Genomic DNA, 15,522 nt, shown 5'->3' with positions numbered 1-15,522 from the left:
TTAACCGAGAGCCTGACTGGTCAGAGCAAAATATTGCGGAGCATTTTCAGAGATCACCACAGGCTCGGTCGACATTGTGTTGACGACGTCCACGCGGATCAGCCCCATTTCATCCAGCCAGCCTGAGAGAGCAGATGAAGTCGGCGTATCAATTCTGATAAATTCTCCACCATACGTACCAATCCAATGAGAAATGAGCGCCTTTGCCTGCTCTGCCGTTTCCGCTGCGACAGGACCAATCAGCCATCCCCATCCGAACCGGCGGCAGAACGAGTATCCTCGGATCCCCTCCTCCGTATCGATCACCACGCCTTTGGCGTTCTGTACCAGCTCTTCAATAAGCGCCGATCGATCCATCCCAGTAGCGGCGCTGTCGAACGCTATGAGATCCTGAAGATCATACTGAACAACTGGCCGCAGCCGCTGGCCTGCATCCAGAGCGATGATGGGAGAAGACACACCATTACCCTGATGCTGTTCCACAATCCCAGTTGGGACAAAACCTAGCTTTTCATAGAGCGGCTGGCCAGCCGGCGTCGCATTAAGGGATATTGAACGGCCAGGCAGAAGCCTACGCACCGTGGTCAGCATGTTTGTGCCGATCCCGTGCCCTTGCCATGCCCCGTTGACAATAATGAGCCCGACTGTGGCGTGACGCTCCCCAAACGACCACCACACAATGGTGCCAATAATTTCTCCACTTTCCAACGTCGCCACTAACCCACGACCAAGACGCAGCATGAAATCCCAGTCTTCGAGACGGTGTGGCCACCCCAATACCTTTGAAAGACCCGATGCCGCCCCCAGATCTTCCTCGGTCATACTCCGGAGGTTAATGGCCGTCTGTTCACGTACATTCGCATTTTCCAGGCTCATAACGAACGCTCCGTGTTTCTGGTAAGACTTTCGATCAGAAATGCTGGCTTCAGAATGGGAGATTTTATAACAATATAACTAAAGTACTTCTCGATACCGATATTCTGATCCAGAAGAGCTTCGATTGTTTCCTGATAATGATCAATGTTTCTGACCATAAATTTCAGAAGGTAATCGTACCCACCACTGATAAGATGCGCCTCCACCAGAGATTCCACTTTCTGCATTGCAGTCTCAAAGCGAAAAAAATCATCCCGCCTGTGATCTGAGAGTGTGACCTCTGTAAAGACAGTCATGACGCTTGAGATTTTTTGCAGGGCAATCTGCGCCCCATATCCCACAATGTAGCCGGCTGCTTCCAGCCGCTTGACGCGAATGAGACATGGACTGGCAGACAGACCAACGCGGTTTGCCAGTTCCACATTAGTCAGCCGGCCATTCTTCTGCAGCTGAGCAAGGATTTTAAGATCAATACGATCAAGCTTGGGCGCGATTGCCATAAGTCAGGCCATTCTCTCTTCAACGACGGTCATTGTGCAGTCGGCAGTCCAATGTGAAAGCTTTTCACTTCCAGAAATTCTTCGAGGCCCAGCGCGCCCCCTTCCCGGCCGAGCCCTGACTGCTTCACGCCCCCGAAAGGTGCTGACACAAGGGAGATGGAGCCAGTGTTCAGTCCTACCATGCCAAAATCGAGAGCCTCGCCAACCCGCCAACCTCTCGCGATGTCATTCGTGAAGAAATAGCTCGCCAGACCGAAGGGAGTAGCATTGGCCTGCTGCACGGCATCCTGCTCGTTATCGAAGCGGAACACGGGCAGGATCGGACCAAACGTTTCTTCCTGTGCAATCCGCATCTCGGACGTCACATCCGCCAGCAGCACGGGAGAGGCAAACCGACCGTTAATATCCAGTGGTTTACCCACAATGCGAGCGCCCTTAGCCAAAGCGTCTTCTACATGTTCCTTTACCTTGGCGACGGCAGCTTCGTTAATCAGCGGTCCAATCTGCGTTTGCGGATCAAATCCGTCGCCCGTCTTCAAGGTCATCACCTCTGCTGCGAGTTTTTCCAGAAACGCATCATGAATTCCGGATTGAACGTAAACGCGGTTCGCGCAGACACAGGTCTGCCCGGCGTTCCGGAATTTGCTCAGCATTGTTCCGGACACGGCAACAGAAAGATCGGCGTCATCAAAGACAATGAGAGGAGCGTTTCCGCCCAGTTCAAGGCTGAGCTTTTTGATCGTGTCCGCGGACTGACGCATCAGCAGCGACCCGACTTTCGTAGAGCCCGTGAAAGACAGCTTGCGCACAACGGGACTTGCGGTCAGCTCCGGGCCAATCTCCTGCGCATAGCCCGTCACAACAGACAGAAGCCCTCTTGGAAGGCCTGCACGTTCTGCCAAAACGGCTAGAGCCAAAGCAGAATACGGTGTGAGTTCGGACGGTTTGATTACCATGCTGCACCCTGCGGCAAGAGCCGGTGCACATTTGCGGGTAATCATGGCAAGAGGGAAATTCCAAGGCGTAATGGCCGCTGTCACTCCCACTGGCTCTTTCAGGATGATGACCCGGCGGTCGGCTGTCGGCACCAGTGCACTGCCCTGTACGTGCTCGGCTTCAGCCGCGAACCATTTGAGGAAAGACGCAGCATAAGCAACCTCTCCTTTGGCTTCTGCCAGAGGCTTGCCTTGCTCAAGTGTCATGATCTTGGCCAGATCATCTGCGTTATCCAGCATCAGCTGGTACCACGCCATCAGCAGACCTGCACGCTCTGCCGCTGAGCTCCGACGCCATTTGCCCTGCGCAATCCGCGCGCTTTCGATGGCAGCGCGGGTTTCTTCAGCCGTGCAGGCCGGGATACTGCCGATGATCTCACCTGTTGAAGGGTTATCGACCGTCAGGCTCTTACCGCTCGTGGATGCTTTCCAGTCTCCTCCGAGAAAGGCGGTCTGACGGAAAAGATCTGGATCATTCAGGGAAAATGTCATGTCGAAAACTCCGAACAGATTGACGCAGGCAAATGACAAAGAACTCTGGGGCCTTCTGGAACAGAGCGAACAGGAGGAGGAACCCTGTCGCAGAGGCCGCTCACACGATCAGGGCACCGCTCAAGAAAGCAGCATAGTTCCGGATCATGAGAGAGTGAATTTAATAGGGTCGCAGGCATGGCCTCATCCGCGCGCTTGATTCGTGTGCTCTCCAGCCACCCTGGCTCCATGAGAGGAACGGAATCATGCAGTAGCCGGGTATAAGGATGATGCACGCCCTTCCCCAATGCCATAGCTGGACCAACCTCCACGGCCTGCCCCGCATACAGCACGGCAACACGATCACAGATGGACTGAAGAGCATGCAGATCGTGGGTAATGAAGATGAACGAAAGCCCCAGATCACGCTGCAATTCCTTCATCAGATCCAGGATGGCAGCCGCCACAACCGTATCCAGGGCCGCTGTGATTTCGTCGCACAGTACGATCTGCGGATCAGCTGCCAGCGCCCGTGCGAAGTTGATCCTCTGTTTCTGGCCGCCAGAAAGCTCCGAAGGCAGACGGGATGCGAGTGAGGGCGAAAGGCGAACCATATCCAGCAACTCATTCACACGCCGTGTGGCGGCAGCCCCCCGTAAACCACCATAAAAACGAACAACCCGCTCAAGGGTTTGTCCTATGGGCTTCGAAGGGTTCAGCACGCTATCTGCGTTTTGAGCCACTAGCTGCAGATGGCGCCGCTGATCAGGCGTACGCTCTCTCACGTTCCCCGCCAGCGGTTCTCCATTCAGCAGAAGCTCTCCGGCTGCCCAGGGCTGAAGGCCGGAAATCGCGCGCGCCAAGGTGCTCTTTCCACAACCGGATTCCCCGATCACGCCCAGCATACGCCCTTTCGGAACACTGAAGCTGACATGATTGACGATCACTTTCTCTGGCAGTCCAGCGGCGGTGCGTTGCCCGTACCCCACCACCAGATTACGCACGTCCAGCAGGCTACGCTGCTCAGGCTGGCCGGCAAGGTCCGCTTGTCGTGAACGGGGTTCCGCAGCGGCAAGAAGGGCCTGACTATAAGGATCCTCGGGCTGAAACAGGATCTTTGACACCGTTCCGGCTTCCCGGATAGCTCCATCTTTGAGGACGACGGCATGATCGGCAATCTGTGCCACAACTGACAGATCATGCGTCACATACACGCCCGTTATGCCGCGCTCTGCGAAAACGGCTTTGAAGGCTGAAAGCACTTCAATCTGGGTCGTGACGTCCAGAGCTGTTGTCGGCTCATCGAAAATGACGACTTCAGGGTCTGTCATCAGAGCCATGGCGGCCATTAACCGCTGCAACTGGCCACCCGACAGCTCTCCCGGGTACCTTTCACCGATTGTTTCGGGGTCAGGAAGCGCTAACGCCCGGAATAGGGAAACTGCCCGGGCTTCTAGATCCCGCCTGGGCAGAGTGCGATGAACCAAAGCTGGCTCTACGACCTGCCGCATGATGGACAATGCCGGATTGAAGGCGCTTCCGGCATTCTGCGCGACATAGCTGATCACTCGCCCTCGGATGGAGCGGCATTCATGCGGGCTTAGAGCCGTCACGTCATATCCGGCAACCCGGATCATCCCGCCGGCAATCCGGCATCCTTTCCGGATGTGGCCGAGCAGTGAGAGTGCCACCGTGGTCTTGCCGGAGCCGGATTCCCCAATCAACGCCAGCATTTCTCCGCGCTGGACCGAAAAACTGACATCACGGACGATCGGAAGTTCCGCGCCCTTCCCTCGGCGCCCAACGATCTCGAGATTTTCGACCTGAATGGTGGCAGCCATCTTCAGCGCCTTCCACTGCTGGAATCCAGCGCAAGATTAATGCCTACCGTCAGTACTCCAATCACGACGACCGGCACGATCATCGCAGGCGAACCATATGCCATGCCCAGCATGTTCTCTCGGACCATGGAGCCCAGATCAACTTCCGGCGGCTGAACACCAATCCCGAGAAAGCTGAGATTGCTGAGCAGCAGCACCGCGTAGATAAATCTCAGCCCCACGTCTGTGATCATCGGGCCTGTCATGTTGGGAAGAATTTCCTGAAGGATGATATAGGGCGTGCTTTCGCCTCTGGCTCGCGCCACGGTTACGAAATCGAGCCGTGCGATCCTTTGAGCCAACGCACGGCTCGTGCGATATGCCCCGGGCGTGTAAATGACTCCCATCGTCACAATCAGAGCTGTCGTCGATGTTCCAAATACGGCAATAACCAGCAGAGCGAAGAGCAGACTGGGAATGGACAAAAATCCGTCTGCCAGCCTTCCTGTCAGGGCCTCCACCCACGGTCTGGCCGTAACCGCTGCAATCCCTAGGAATGTGCCGACAGAGCAAGACACTAGCGTAGATGCGAAGCACAGGAGCACTGTGTGCCGAATACCGTTCAGCAACCGCCCCAGTGTGTCCCGTCCAAGATAGTCTGTTCCCAAAAGATGAGCGGCTGAAGGAGCCGAAAAGACAGGCTGGCTACCAATCGCGCCCGGATCGTGAGACGAGCACAGCGGCCCGAGAAGCGCCAGAAGAAGCCAGAACACAATTAACAGAAGCACCCGGTCGTGCCTGCTCCGGAACTTCCCGATCATGGCGATCATGCTTTTCTCCCTCTGGGCAGAGACAGGATCGTAACAACGTCGGCAAACGTTGTGAGAAAGAGATAAGTCACACAGAAAACAAGTGCACAGGCCTGTACCGTCGGAACATCGCGTGAACTGACAGCATCCACCATAAGGCCAGAAATTCCAGGGTATGTGAACACAACTTCAATCACGACAACCCCACCAAGCAGGGAAGAAAGACTCAGAGCTACAGCATTGACGATCGGTCCGATCGCGTTGGGAATGGCATGTACAAGGATTAGTCGTATCGGACCGACGCCTTTGAGGAGCGCCATTTCGATATAGGGCGCGGACAACGTATCGGCCATCGCAGCGCGCGTCATGCGAACCATCTGCGCGAGGGTTACGAGCGCAAGGCTGGCAACAGGCATAAAAAAGACAGAGAGAAACTGTCTGAGCGAATGAACGCTTCCGACGTCCGCCAGTGCAGGCAAAAGGTGTAACCGCACAGCAAAAACATACACAGCCATCGTGGCGATCACGAACTCAGGAACGGATACCATCCCCAGCGTCATGATCGACACGACACGATCATAGACCGTGTCTTTCCAGATGGCAGACGTGATGCCCAAAAAGAGCGAGACAGGGACGGAAACCGCAGCAGAGGCGCCCGCAAGCAGTAGCGAGTTGTGCAGACGTGGCCCAATTGCATCCGCAACGGATAGACCATTCAGAAGAGAGTGCCCAAAATCGCCGTGCAGAACACCCCAGAGCCAGAACCAGAAACGGAAAAATACAGACCGGTCGAGACCCAGATCATGCCGCATGACCGCTACCGCCTGCGGCGTCGCGCCTTGGCCTAAGACCGCATCCGTCGCATCGCCAGGAAGGACGTTTGTGATCGCAAAAACAGTCACGATCACGAAAATAAGCGACATTGCAGCGGCAAAGAAACGCCGACCAATCAACTTCAGGGTCTGGCTGTTCAAACCTTCTTCCCCCGATTTTCATTGAGCCAGACCGAGCGCGCGAAATCATAGCCCATCAACTGACCAGCCTGACTGGGGCGAAGCCCACAGACATGCGGAGCATAAGCATCAAGACTATTCGTGAAATTCGGGATACATACCCCCGATCCAGAAGACACAAGCTCCTGCATGTCCCAGTAAAGCTGACGCTTTCTGCTATTATCCCGCGTCGATTTGGCGTCCCGAAGGAGGCTGTCGAAATGCGAATTACGCCAGCGGGATTCATTCCACGGAGATGTACTGGCAAAACCAAGCTCAAATGTCAGGCTGGGCGCTGGCCTCGGGTTGATATTGCCAAAGCCCAAGGGGGCCTTCATCCAGTACTGCGTCCAATAGCCATCTGCGGGAACACGATGCACGGCCATTTTCTGCCCGATTTGAGATGCGGCATATTGCAGGACAACAGCAATATCGACGGATGCCAATGCAGCAGGAGAACAGACCAGCGGAATTGTTTCGCCCAGAAACCCACTTCGCTTCAGTAGGAACTGCGCTTTGTCCGGGTCGTAAGAGCGCTGGGGCAATTGATGATTGAAGTATGGACTTTCCGGTGGAATGGGCTGGTCATTCCCAACCCGAGAAAAGCCCAGAAAGACGGAGTGCCGGATCTGCTCCCGATTAAGAAGGAATTTGATGCCCTCGACAAAGTCCGGCGAGCGTCCATACCTCTGATCCAACCGAATAGATAAATCTGTGTAAGTCCCCACGGGGCTTTCCACAATGCCGAAACCGCCCTGCTTCAGCATTTGAACAAGCCGCGGGTTGACAGTTGCTATCAGGTCCACATCCCCGGACATCAGGGCATTATGCCGTGCCATCTCATCCGGGATAGCAATCAGTTCAACACTCTCCAGATAAGGTCTCTCACCCCAGAATTCCGAGTTTCTGACGGCTACTGTTCTGATACCTGGTGTAAATTCTTGGCACCGAAAAGGACCTGTACCGTTTGGAACTTTGAAATCTGTTGTGCCCGCTTTCACAATAGCAAAATTACTGATCCCCAGAATGGCTGGAAAATCCGAATTGGGTGCGTCTAGAACGATTTCTACCAAAACCGGCGATACCGCGCGCACAGACTGCATAGTGCGAGCAAGGGCGTATTGTTGCGAGCCTACCCCGGGGTCCTGATGTCTCCGTAAAGAAAAAACGACATCATCTGCTGTCAGGGCAGTTCCATCGTGAAACTGAACATTTCGGCGCAAACGGATTTGCCAGGTTAGAAAATCGTTGCTGTCCAACGCTTCAGCGAGGGCAAAGTGGGGATTAAGCCTGTCATCCAGCGAGATCAGGCCATCGTAGAACAGATGACCTCGGATATAGTCCGTAGCCATGGATTGACGTGCCGGATCAAGAGTCTCTGAAGCCGATCCTACCGCCCCGGCCACTTTCAGATGCCCACCAGAAACAGGAGCTGCCTTCACGGACTGAGACGTCATTCCAGCAACCAGAAGCCCTGCCCCTTTCAGAACGGACCGCCGATGAAGGACAGAGGCTGCCTGCATCTCCGTTCCTCAGAAAGCGAAGCGCGTGAGCGACGAGGCATGAAAAACAACAGAGCCAAACATCTGATTGAAAGAAGTCATTCAAGTCTCCGTTGCCATCATGCAAGCCTCGTCGGAGGGTTGCTTTCATTTCGATAGAAACACGGATTGGCTAATTATTTTACTCAAATTGCTTTTCATTGCAGAGAAATCTGCTGAATGGTTTTGACCATGCAGCAGATTCAACGGCGCCCTCAGGCAACCATGACAAGTTCACCGCGGTCTGCAGCATCAGCCAGTTCAGCAAGGGTATGATAATGATAATCAGGTGTCGTCAGTTCCTGCACCGCCACAGTCCCCCCGAAACCGCCACCAACAGCCTTCCGCCGCTCAATCCAGCACACGGTATAACCTAGCTCCCGTGCAATTCCGATGTCATGGAACTGGCTCTGGGCAACATGCAGTACATCTTCCTTGATGTAGCCATCTGGCGCAAGCTGTTCCAGCACATAGCTGAAATAGTGCGGGTCAGGCTTTTCACAGCCACTTTCGTCTACCGTAAACCCCTTGAAAAAAGGGTATTCGAGCGTCTTGTCCATACCATCAAATGCCCATCTCCGTGCATTCGTCATGGCGACAAGATGGAAATGTTTTTGCAATCTCTTCAAAGCCTCCACACTGTCGTTAAAGGCCGGCCATGACGTAGCACTTTGGACAAACGCCTTCTCTTCTCCCCGCCCCGTTGGAAGGGAGAATTTTTCTGCCAAGATCAGATAGATAGGTGCCAAATCTTCTGGAAACAGCAGTTTGTCTGGACGGTTCCGTAAAGCCCGGTATTCCGTTAGAAATGCTTCAAAATCCAGTGTTGCACCCTCCTTTCCCAAAATTTTCAGCAGGGCATTTTTCATCCCATTTTCAAAATCGATCAGCGTTCCAACCACGTCGAATGTCAGAACTTTAGGTTTGCGTGTCATGATCTGAATTTTCCTGGAAAAAGCTGATTAGAACCCGGTTGTGAAGGAAAGAACTCCAGCAAAGCCACCGCCGACAAAATAGGTCGGTGAACTTCCGGCTATGGTAGTTCCGTAAACACCCTTTGTAGATTTGGCGTTCGTGCTGAGGCCACTTACCCCGGAAAGGAACCCGTTATTACCAATATTCATAAGATTAAGCTGAACTTGTGGATGCTTGAGATACATATAACTATGAAAGCGATATCCGAAGTTAAGATTGAACGTCTCAAAGGATGGAATACTTTCATCATCCATAAACGTTGAGTACTGTTTACTAACATAGTTCATATTGAAGGCCCCGAAGAGGCTTCCATCGTCATAAGACAAACCAACCGCAACCGTGACCTTCGGGCTTTTAACGGCAATCTTTCCAGCAGATCGGACGTAGTCATTACCAACCTGTAGATTGTTGTCCGTCGTCGCATGCAAATACTGTGCTGAAACATACGGGCTGAAATGATGCCAAGGGCGTAGTCCCAACTCGATTTGTGCACCACGAGCTGTCTGACCACCACCGTTGATAGACTCTGTCACGGGCGTACCGCTGGCATACGTCGTCGTATTAATCTGTCGGTTCGTGAAGTTATAGTTGAAGAGTGCTAGCGCGACACTGACGAGACCCGTGTGACGATACCCGATTTCCTCTCCAATCGCATATTCAGCTTTCGGGTTAACAGTATGAGACCGCGTCTGCACTCCGGTAGAGACACTATAACGATCGACATATGACATAATGGAAGCTGGCAGACGAAAGGATGTTGTCCCGTTAACGTAAATCTGGTCATGGGGCGTAATTTTGTAGCTGATGGAGACCTGAGGCAGCGGCGCAGCATCACTCTGCCCATTTTGATAATTCGCACCCGGAATATTCTGGGTCACCTTACGGGTCACCATTGTTTCTTTGAAACCGGCCGTCAGAGTCAGACGATCATTCAGAGCCTTGTAAGTGTCGTTGATGAACAGAGAGTTTGTCTGTTGGATCAGATGAATATTATACTGAGATAGAAGTGACCCATCCTGCGTTTTAACTGCCCATTGGCCATACATACTGGACACCTGCCCATCCGGACCGAGCGCTTCGTACAGAGACGGCTCGGACTGGTCAAAGTAGGAATACCAATATCCAACAGCTAGCGTGTTATTCCCCTTGGTCCAGGAGAGAGTTGTATTTATTCCACTGTAATACAGGTCATACTTATCGATTGAAACCGCCGAAAAAGAACTCCCGCTACTGGTTCCTGTGTTCTGGAGAGCTCCAGCAGGCTGATTGCCGTAATAGCTGCCATTTCTCGACAGTGTCGTACCGCCGTTATCGTATCCGGTAGCGTAGGTGAAATATGGCGTTGTATTGAAACTCAGCCCATGACCGAGATTCAGATTAACCGGCGCGCCGAGGATAAGCGTGCGGTGCACGTTCTCCTGAAGCTTATAGTAATCTGAGCTTCCTTTTGTATACTTGTCTGCGTAATTGTAGTTCACGCCTTGCTGACGCCACAGCGACTTTGTAGGGGCACGCAGATAGTACTGAAGAGGATCATTATAGGACAGGACGAAGGACGCCTTGTTCCCCTCTCCCCATTCCTTCACGAATTTCCCATCCACATGATAACGCCGCGTCTGACCAACACCGCGCCATTCATCAGCTGTTCTTGCCGAAAAGGATAGAAATCCACGAATTCCTGTATGGCCGATATCTCCGGTATCCATACGGATGAATTCACGCTTCAGGCTGAAAGAGCCGTAAGAGAAGTTGGCAAGGCTGCCAAACTTGTGTGACGGGTCACGAAGGCTTTCCGTCAGCTCTCCCCCCACCGCGTTGTATAGAGGCGACGTGATGTCAGGCGATCCCTGCGTCAGAGTAATGCTCTGGATGTTTTCGTTATCCGCTGTGGAAGACGTATATGGCAGGAGATAGACCGGAGCAGCAGTAGGAATACCTTCGTAAAGATATCCGATTTCCGTTTGATCCAAACCCCGAACACTCAGCCCCTGCTGATCATCGTTCGTGCCCAGAGGGTCATTCCCAGAATAAACAACCCCTGGAAGACTGGCCACCATAGACACAGGGTTTGCCGTCGGGCTCTGCTTTGCGATGAAGTCCCGCGTGATACCACTCCGCGACTTCGCCACGGTCTGCGGAGGCATCAGACCACCTCCCGGCGTTGTGTTCGTCACACCTGTAGCTGAGGCTACGCCCCTGTGGACTACGACGCTTTCCGTTGCGTGAGACTCAACATCATGATGCACAGGAGCCGCTGCAGGAGTATTATTTTCCTTAAGGGGGCTTACACCACGGTGCACGGCCTTGCTGGAAGGGTGGGCATGCCGGTGATGAGTAACGTCTGCAGCGACCGCTCCTTGCATGGACAGCCAGGTTGAGAGCGTGAGGAGAACCAGGCGTCCCGGCTTCTTTGCCGCTTTTGAGAGCGCCTTGGAACCGAAACATTGAAGAACGAACATTTGCGCTAAATCTGACATGTCTGTTCCCATCGGTAGCGGGCTCTCCTCGAATTCTCAGAGAACCGTATTCGCATTCTTTCTGTCAGACAATTCGTTGCATATTCGGTTCAGTTCATTCTCCCGTTTCCCCTCTTTGAGCGGCATATGATTCCGTTATTGGAACGGTTTCCCCATGTTAATCTTCAGTGCTTATCAAATGCCTGAAGTCAGCGCTTTTGCGATGGCAGTCCCTACATCAGACGTCCTGGCAAGGCCTCCCATATCGGGCGTACGCGGAGCACTCTGGTCTGAAAGAACGTCTGTCATGGCTTTCAAAATCAGAGCGGCTGCCTCGGCCTCTCCGAGATGATCCAACATCATGGAGGCTGCCCAGATCTGACCTATCGGGTTGGCAATATTCTGCCCGAAGATGTCCGGAGCAGACCCATGAACAGGCTCGAACATGGACGGATATTTTTTCTCAGGATTGATATTGGCAGACGGAGCAACAGCAATGGTTCCTGTCATTCCCGGCCCCAAATCAGACAGAATGTCCCCGAACAGATTGCTTCCCACAACAACATCAAATCGCTCTGGAGACATCACAAAACGCGCGGCAAGAATATCGATATGATATTGATCCATACGAACATCCGGGTATTCCGCACCGATCGCGGCAAAGCGCTCATCCCAATATGGCATGGAATGATACAGGCCATTCGACTTGGTGGCGGATGTCACATGCGGACGGCCCAGCTTCCGCGCCAGTTCAAAGGCATATCGCAGGATCCGGTCGGTACCGAACTTCGTAAAGACAGCACTCTGAACGACGCCCTCTGCCTCCGTTCCTTCTGCAAACCGGCCTCCGACCTGAGAGTATTCGCCCTCAACATTCTCCCGAACGATCCAAAAATCCACGTCTCCCGGCTGCTTGTTAGCCAAGGGACACGGAATCCCCGGTAAAAGCCTCACAGGACGCAGGTTTACATACTGGTCAAACTCTCTGCGGATCTTGAGAAGAAGCCCCCATAGGGACAGGTGATCCGGAACACCCGGATAACCCACCGCGCCCAACAGGATGGCGTCGTTCTGCGCCAACTGGCTCATGCCATCTTCGGGCATCATCTGCCCGGTCTTCAGCCAGGTCTCGCAGCTCCAGTCAAAGTGGGTATAATCAAACCCGATCCCACAAAGACGCCCGACAGTGTCCAGCACTTTGATGGCTTCCGGCATTACCTCTTTGCCAATTCCATCTCCTGACAGAACAGCAATCTTGTAAGTTGGCATGGTCAAACGTCCTGATTGATGCGCAGGCACATGTGGGCGAGTGCCACCCAATAGGCGATGCCCTGCGGAATGATTGTGTCGTCAAAATCGTAGTCTGGCGCATGCAAAGGCGCGGAAGCACCATTTCCCAGCATGACAAGCGCGCCTGGCCTTTCTTCCAGCATGAAGCCGAAATCCTCGGAAGCCATGCTGGGCGTCATGTCAGGAATAACCGTGCCCTGCGCGCCAACGGCCCGCGCCATAGCGGCACGCGCCAATACCGTCTCGTTCGCAGAGTTCACCGTCACAGGATATGGCTGGTGAAACTGTACTGTGATGGTCACGTCATGCGCGATGGCAATCCCTGCGGCCAGACGTGTCATCCCGTCTTTCAGGTCATTCAGCACCTGAGCATCCAGAGCGCGGATCGTGCCGCGAAGCGTGGCAGTCTCAGGAAGAATGTTGTCCGTAGTTCCCGCATGGAACGTACAGATGGAAAGAACCGCTGGCACCAAAGGGTCTGAACGGCGCGCCACCAGTAATTGGGTCTCCTGAACGAATGCCGCGCCAACAGTCAGTGCATCCCGTCCCAATTGGGGCTGGGCCGCATGTGATCCCTTCCCTTTTATATCGACCAGAAACCGCCAACCACCAGCCATGATCGGCCCGGTACGGGTCGCCATAGAACCTGTTGGAAGGCCAGGCCAGTTATGCATTCCAAAAACACGCCCGGCGGGGAATTTCTCCAATAACCCCTCTTCCAGCATAATTTTGGCGCCTGCACCCCCTTCTTCCCCGGGCTGAAAAACGAAATGCACTGTCCCGCATTCCGGCGGGTTAAGAGCCAACGCGGCAGCAGCCCCCAGAAGCATGGTGGTATGCCCGTCATGCCCACACGCGTGCATGCGCCCCGGATGGCGAGAGATATGCGGATGATCTCCCTGCTCATTGATCGGCAGAGCATCCATATCTGCGCGTAAGATGATGGATGGACCGGGTTTCTTCCCCTGAAGAGACGCCACAACTCCGGTTTTTGCCAATCCTCTGGAGGGGCAGTACCCCAAAGACGTGAGAACGTCCGCCACAATATCGGATGTTCGAAACTCCTCGAACCTCAGCTCAGGATGAGCATGAAGATCTTTTCGCAGGGCAACGAGGTGAGCAAGATCCATGGCGTCAGCCCTCAAACGCCATGAGAACACTTTTATAGCGCAGATTGGCTTCAACAGCCTGACGCCCCAGATCCTTGCCAATCCCGGAACCACCATACCCGCCAGTAGGGATCACGAAGTCTGATGAGCGGCCATACCGATTAACCCAGACGGTGCCAGCTTTCAGATTGCGCACAGCCCGCATCGCACGCCCGAGATCAGACGTATGAACGCCGGCAGCGAGACCGTAAGTCGCATGAGACGCCAGAGAGAGTGCCTCAGCCTCGTCATCAAATGTCTGGACCGTCAAAACCGGACCAAAGAGCTCGTCCTTTACGGCCCGCGTCTGCGGCGTGACGTTGGTCAGAATGCACGGTGAAAGGAATGCCCCTTCTGAGCCGTTCAGACGGCCGAGAGGAAGAAGCGCTGAGGCTCCCGCCTGCACACTATCCTGAACGGCAAGCTCAATGGATGTCGCCTGTCGCTCTGAGATAATCGGGGAGTACCGTGTTTCGGCCTTTTCAAGCGCACCAGCAACGAGGCCCTGCGCGCGCTCAACGATCTTCTCCACAAGGGCATCATGAACCGCCCTTTGAACGATAAGACGCGAGCCGGAAACACAGACCTGCCCCGCATTTCCCGTGAAGGCTCGCAGGATACGGTCAGCAATGGCATCTACATTACGGATATCATCGAAAACGATCTGCGGACTTTTCCCGCCCAGCTCAAGCGTGACAGGCTTGGGGCCGCTCTCCGCTGCCGCCTTCATGATTTCGATGCCAGTTCTTGTGGAACCAGTGAATGTCAGCTTTCCGCAGACCGGATGTCGTGCCAGAGCATCTCCCGTGATCCGACCCGTTCCCTGCACAACGTTGAACAGGCCGGCCGGAACACCAGCTTCGACAGCCAGTTCCGCCAGACGAACAATCGAAAAAGGAGTCATTTCTGACGGCTTGAGGACGACACCATTTCCGGCCGCCAGCGCAGGAATCACTTTCCAGCTCCCCATGACCAGAGGGAAATTCCAGGGAGCAATGGCCCCAATGACGCCATAAGGCTCAGCTAGGACCAAGCCTAACAAGTCACTCTGGGTCGCAGCGACTTCCCCGCCCAACTTATCGGCATATTCAGCAAAAAAGCGGATGCCCTCTGCCGTAAAAGGCACGTCCCAGCCTGTTGTCTCTGCGATAGGGCGCGTCGAGCAGACTGTCTCCAGACGCGCCAGTTCCACAGCATTATCTTCTACAAGCTCGGCCCAGCGTCTCAGCACACGCCCCCGCTCTCGCGGGGCACAGGTCGCCCAACCAGAACGCATTTGCACATCTCTCGCCAAGCAGACAGCATAATCCACCAGATCCGCCCCGGCTTCCGGTAGATGACAGAGCAACCGACCATTCGAGGGCGCATGAACAGGAATGGCGCCCTCACCTTTCAGAAGCTTTCCACCCACAAAATGCGCGTTTGGCAGCGCCACCAGGGCGGGGTCAAAGGTAATGCCTGTCATCATTCATGCCTGCGAAAGACCATTGTGGGAGGGATACAATGTGCGCAGCCGTACGTGTGGAGCAAACGGCAAAATACTCACGTGGCACATTTGAATATCCCTGCTATTCCGGCCGCACCAACAGCATTTTATGCTCCGAATATTGGCTTTTCTTGCATTACATATCGCAGGCTTTGCGCGATGA

At 54.1% G+C, this 15,522-nt stretch carries 12 protein-coding genes; all 12 read right to left on the bottom strand.

From position 1 onward, the window contains the following. Entirely contained in the window at positions 1-876 is an 876-nt protein-coding gene (locus GCE01_RS10175; RefSeq protein ID WP_099212755.1) for a GNAT family N-acetyltransferase, read from the bottom strand. Further along, positions 873-1,376, bottom strand: coding sequence for an Lrp/AsnC family transcriptional regulator (locus GCE01_RS10170; protein WP_046901991.1), 504 nt, complete (start codon positions 1,374-1,376; stop codon positions 873-875). Before GCE01_RS10170 ends, GCE01_RS10175 begins: the two co-directional genes overlap by 4 nt. A gap of 29 nt (positions 1,377-1,405) precedes the next feature. Beyond that, on the bottom strand, positions 1,406-2,863 hold the full coding sequence (locus GCE01_RS10165; protein WP_099212754.1) for an NAD-dependent succinate-semialdehyde dehydrogenase: 1,458 nt from the start codon (positions 2,861-2,863) through the stop codon (positions 1,406-1,408). After that, a complete protein-coding gene (locus tag GCE01_RS10160; RefSeq protein WP_099212753.1) occupies positions 2,860-4,683 on the bottom strand; it encodes an ABC transporter ATP-binding protein in 1,824 nt (607 codons plus the stop codon). The genes GCE01_RS10165 and GCE01_RS10160 overlap by 4 nt, the downstream gene beginning before the upstream one ends. A gap of 2 nt (positions 4,684-4,685) precedes the next feature. Then, complete coding sequence (locus GCE01_RS10155; RefSeq protein ID WP_099212752.1) at positions 4,686-5,492, bottom strand: ABC transporter permease; 807 nt, start codon at positions 5,490-5,492, stop codon at positions 4,686-4,688. Further along, complete coding sequence (locus GCE01_RS10150) at positions 5,489-6,445, bottom strand: ABC transporter permease (protein WP_099212751.1); 957 nt, start codon at positions 6,443-6,445, stop codon at positions 5,489-5,491. Before GCE01_RS10150 ends, GCE01_RS10155 begins: the two co-directional genes overlap by 4 nt. Beyond that, entirely contained in the window at positions 6,442-7,986 is a 1,545-nt protein-coding gene (locus GCE01_RS10145; protein WP_099212750.1) for an ABC transporter substrate-binding protein, read from the bottom strand. The genes GCE01_RS10150 and GCE01_RS10145 overlap by 4 nt, the downstream gene beginning before the upstream one ends. 233 nt (positions 7,987-8,219) lie before the next feature. Next, positions 8,220-8,939 (bottom strand): HAD-IA family hydrolase, encoded by a 720-nt coding sequence (locus GCE01_RS10140; RefSeq protein ID WP_099212749.1) that lies wholly within the window; start codon positions 8,937-8,939, stop codon positions 8,220-8,222. A gap of 27 nt (positions 8,940-8,966) precedes the next feature. Continuing rightward, entirely contained in the window at positions 8,967-11,456 is a 2,490-nt protein-coding gene (locus GCE01_RS10135) for a TonB-dependent receptor (RefSeq protein WP_244591173.1), read from the bottom strand. Positions 11,457-11,630: 174 nt separating this feature from the next. Beyond that, positions 11,631-12,704, bottom strand: a complete 1,074-nt coding sequence (locus tag GCE01_RS10130; protein ID WP_099212747.1) for a tartrate dehydrogenase — start codon at positions 12,702-12,704, stop codon at positions 11,631-11,633. 2 nt (positions 12,705-12,706) lie between these two features. Beyond that, entirely contained in the window at positions 12,707-13,855 is a 1,149-nt protein-coding gene (locus GCE01_RS10125) for an amidohydrolase (RefSeq protein WP_099212746.1), read from the bottom strand. Between the two features lie 4 nt (positions 13,856-13,859). Then, complete coding sequence (locus GCE01_RS10120; RefSeq protein ID WP_099212745.1) at positions 13,860-15,341, bottom strand: aldehyde dehydrogenase family protein; 1,482 nt, start codon at positions 15,339-15,341, stop codon at positions 13,860-13,862. Between the last annotated feature and the right edge of the window lie 181 nt (positions 15,342-15,522).

It is taken from the genome of Gluconobacter cerinus, from assembly GCF_002723935.1.
Taxonomy (GTDB): Bacteria; Pseudomonadota; Alphaproteobacteria; order Acetobacterales; family Acetobacteraceae; genus Gluconobacter; species Gluconobacter cerinus.
This window is presented reverse-complemented; position numbering and strand designations above follow the sequence as displayed.

What these genes read in the sequence shown, in the direction of transcription:
- GCE01_RS10175 (WP_099212755.1), bottom strand. Translation starts at nt 876, where the DNA reads ATGAGCCTGGAAAATGCGAATGTACGTGAACAGACGGCCATTAACCTC.
- GCE01_RS10170 (WP_046901991.1), bottom strand. Translation starts at nt 1,376, where the DNA reads ATGGCAATCGCGCCCAAGCTTGATCGTATTGATCTTAAAATCCTTGCT.
- GCE01_RS10135 (WP_244591173.1), bottom strand. Translation starts at nt 11,456, where the DNA reads ATGTCAGATTTAGCGCAAATGTTCGTTCTTCAATGTTTCGGTTCCAAG.
- GCE01_RS10130 (WP_099212747.1), bottom strand. Translation starts at nt 12,704, where the DNA reads ATGCCAACTTACAAGATTGCTGTTCTGTCAGGAGATGGAATTGGCAAA.
- GCE01_RS10155 (WP_099212752.1), bottom strand. Translation starts at nt 5,492, where the DNA reads ATGATCGCCATGATCGGGAAGTTCCGGAGCAGGCACGACCGGGTGCTT.
- GCE01_RS10160 (WP_099212753.1), bottom strand. Translation starts at nt 4,683, where the DNA reads ATGGCTGCCACCATTCAGGTCGAAAATCTCGAGATCGTTGGGCGCCGA.
- GCE01_RS10145 (WP_099212750.1), bottom strand. Translation starts at nt 7,986, where the DNA reads ATGCAGGCAGCCTCTGTCCTTCATCGGCGGTCCGTTCTGAAAGGGGCA.
- GCE01_RS10120 (WP_099212745.1), bottom strand. Translation starts at nt 15,341, where the DNA reads ATGATGACAGGCATTACCTTTGACCCCGCCCTGGTGGCGCTGCCAAAC.
- GCE01_RS10165 (WP_099212754.1), bottom strand. Translation starts at nt 2,863, where the DNA reads ATGACATTTTCCCTGAATGATCCAGATCTTTTCCGTCAGACCGCCTTT.
- GCE01_RS10140 (WP_099212749.1), bottom strand. Translation starts at nt 8,939, where the DNA reads ATGACACGCAAACCTAAAGTTCTGACATTCGACGTGGTTGGAACGCTG.
- GCE01_RS10125 (WP_099212746.1), bottom strand. Translation starts at nt 13,855, where the DNA reads ATGGATCTTGCTCACCTCGTTGCCCTGCGAAAAGATCTTCATGCTCAT.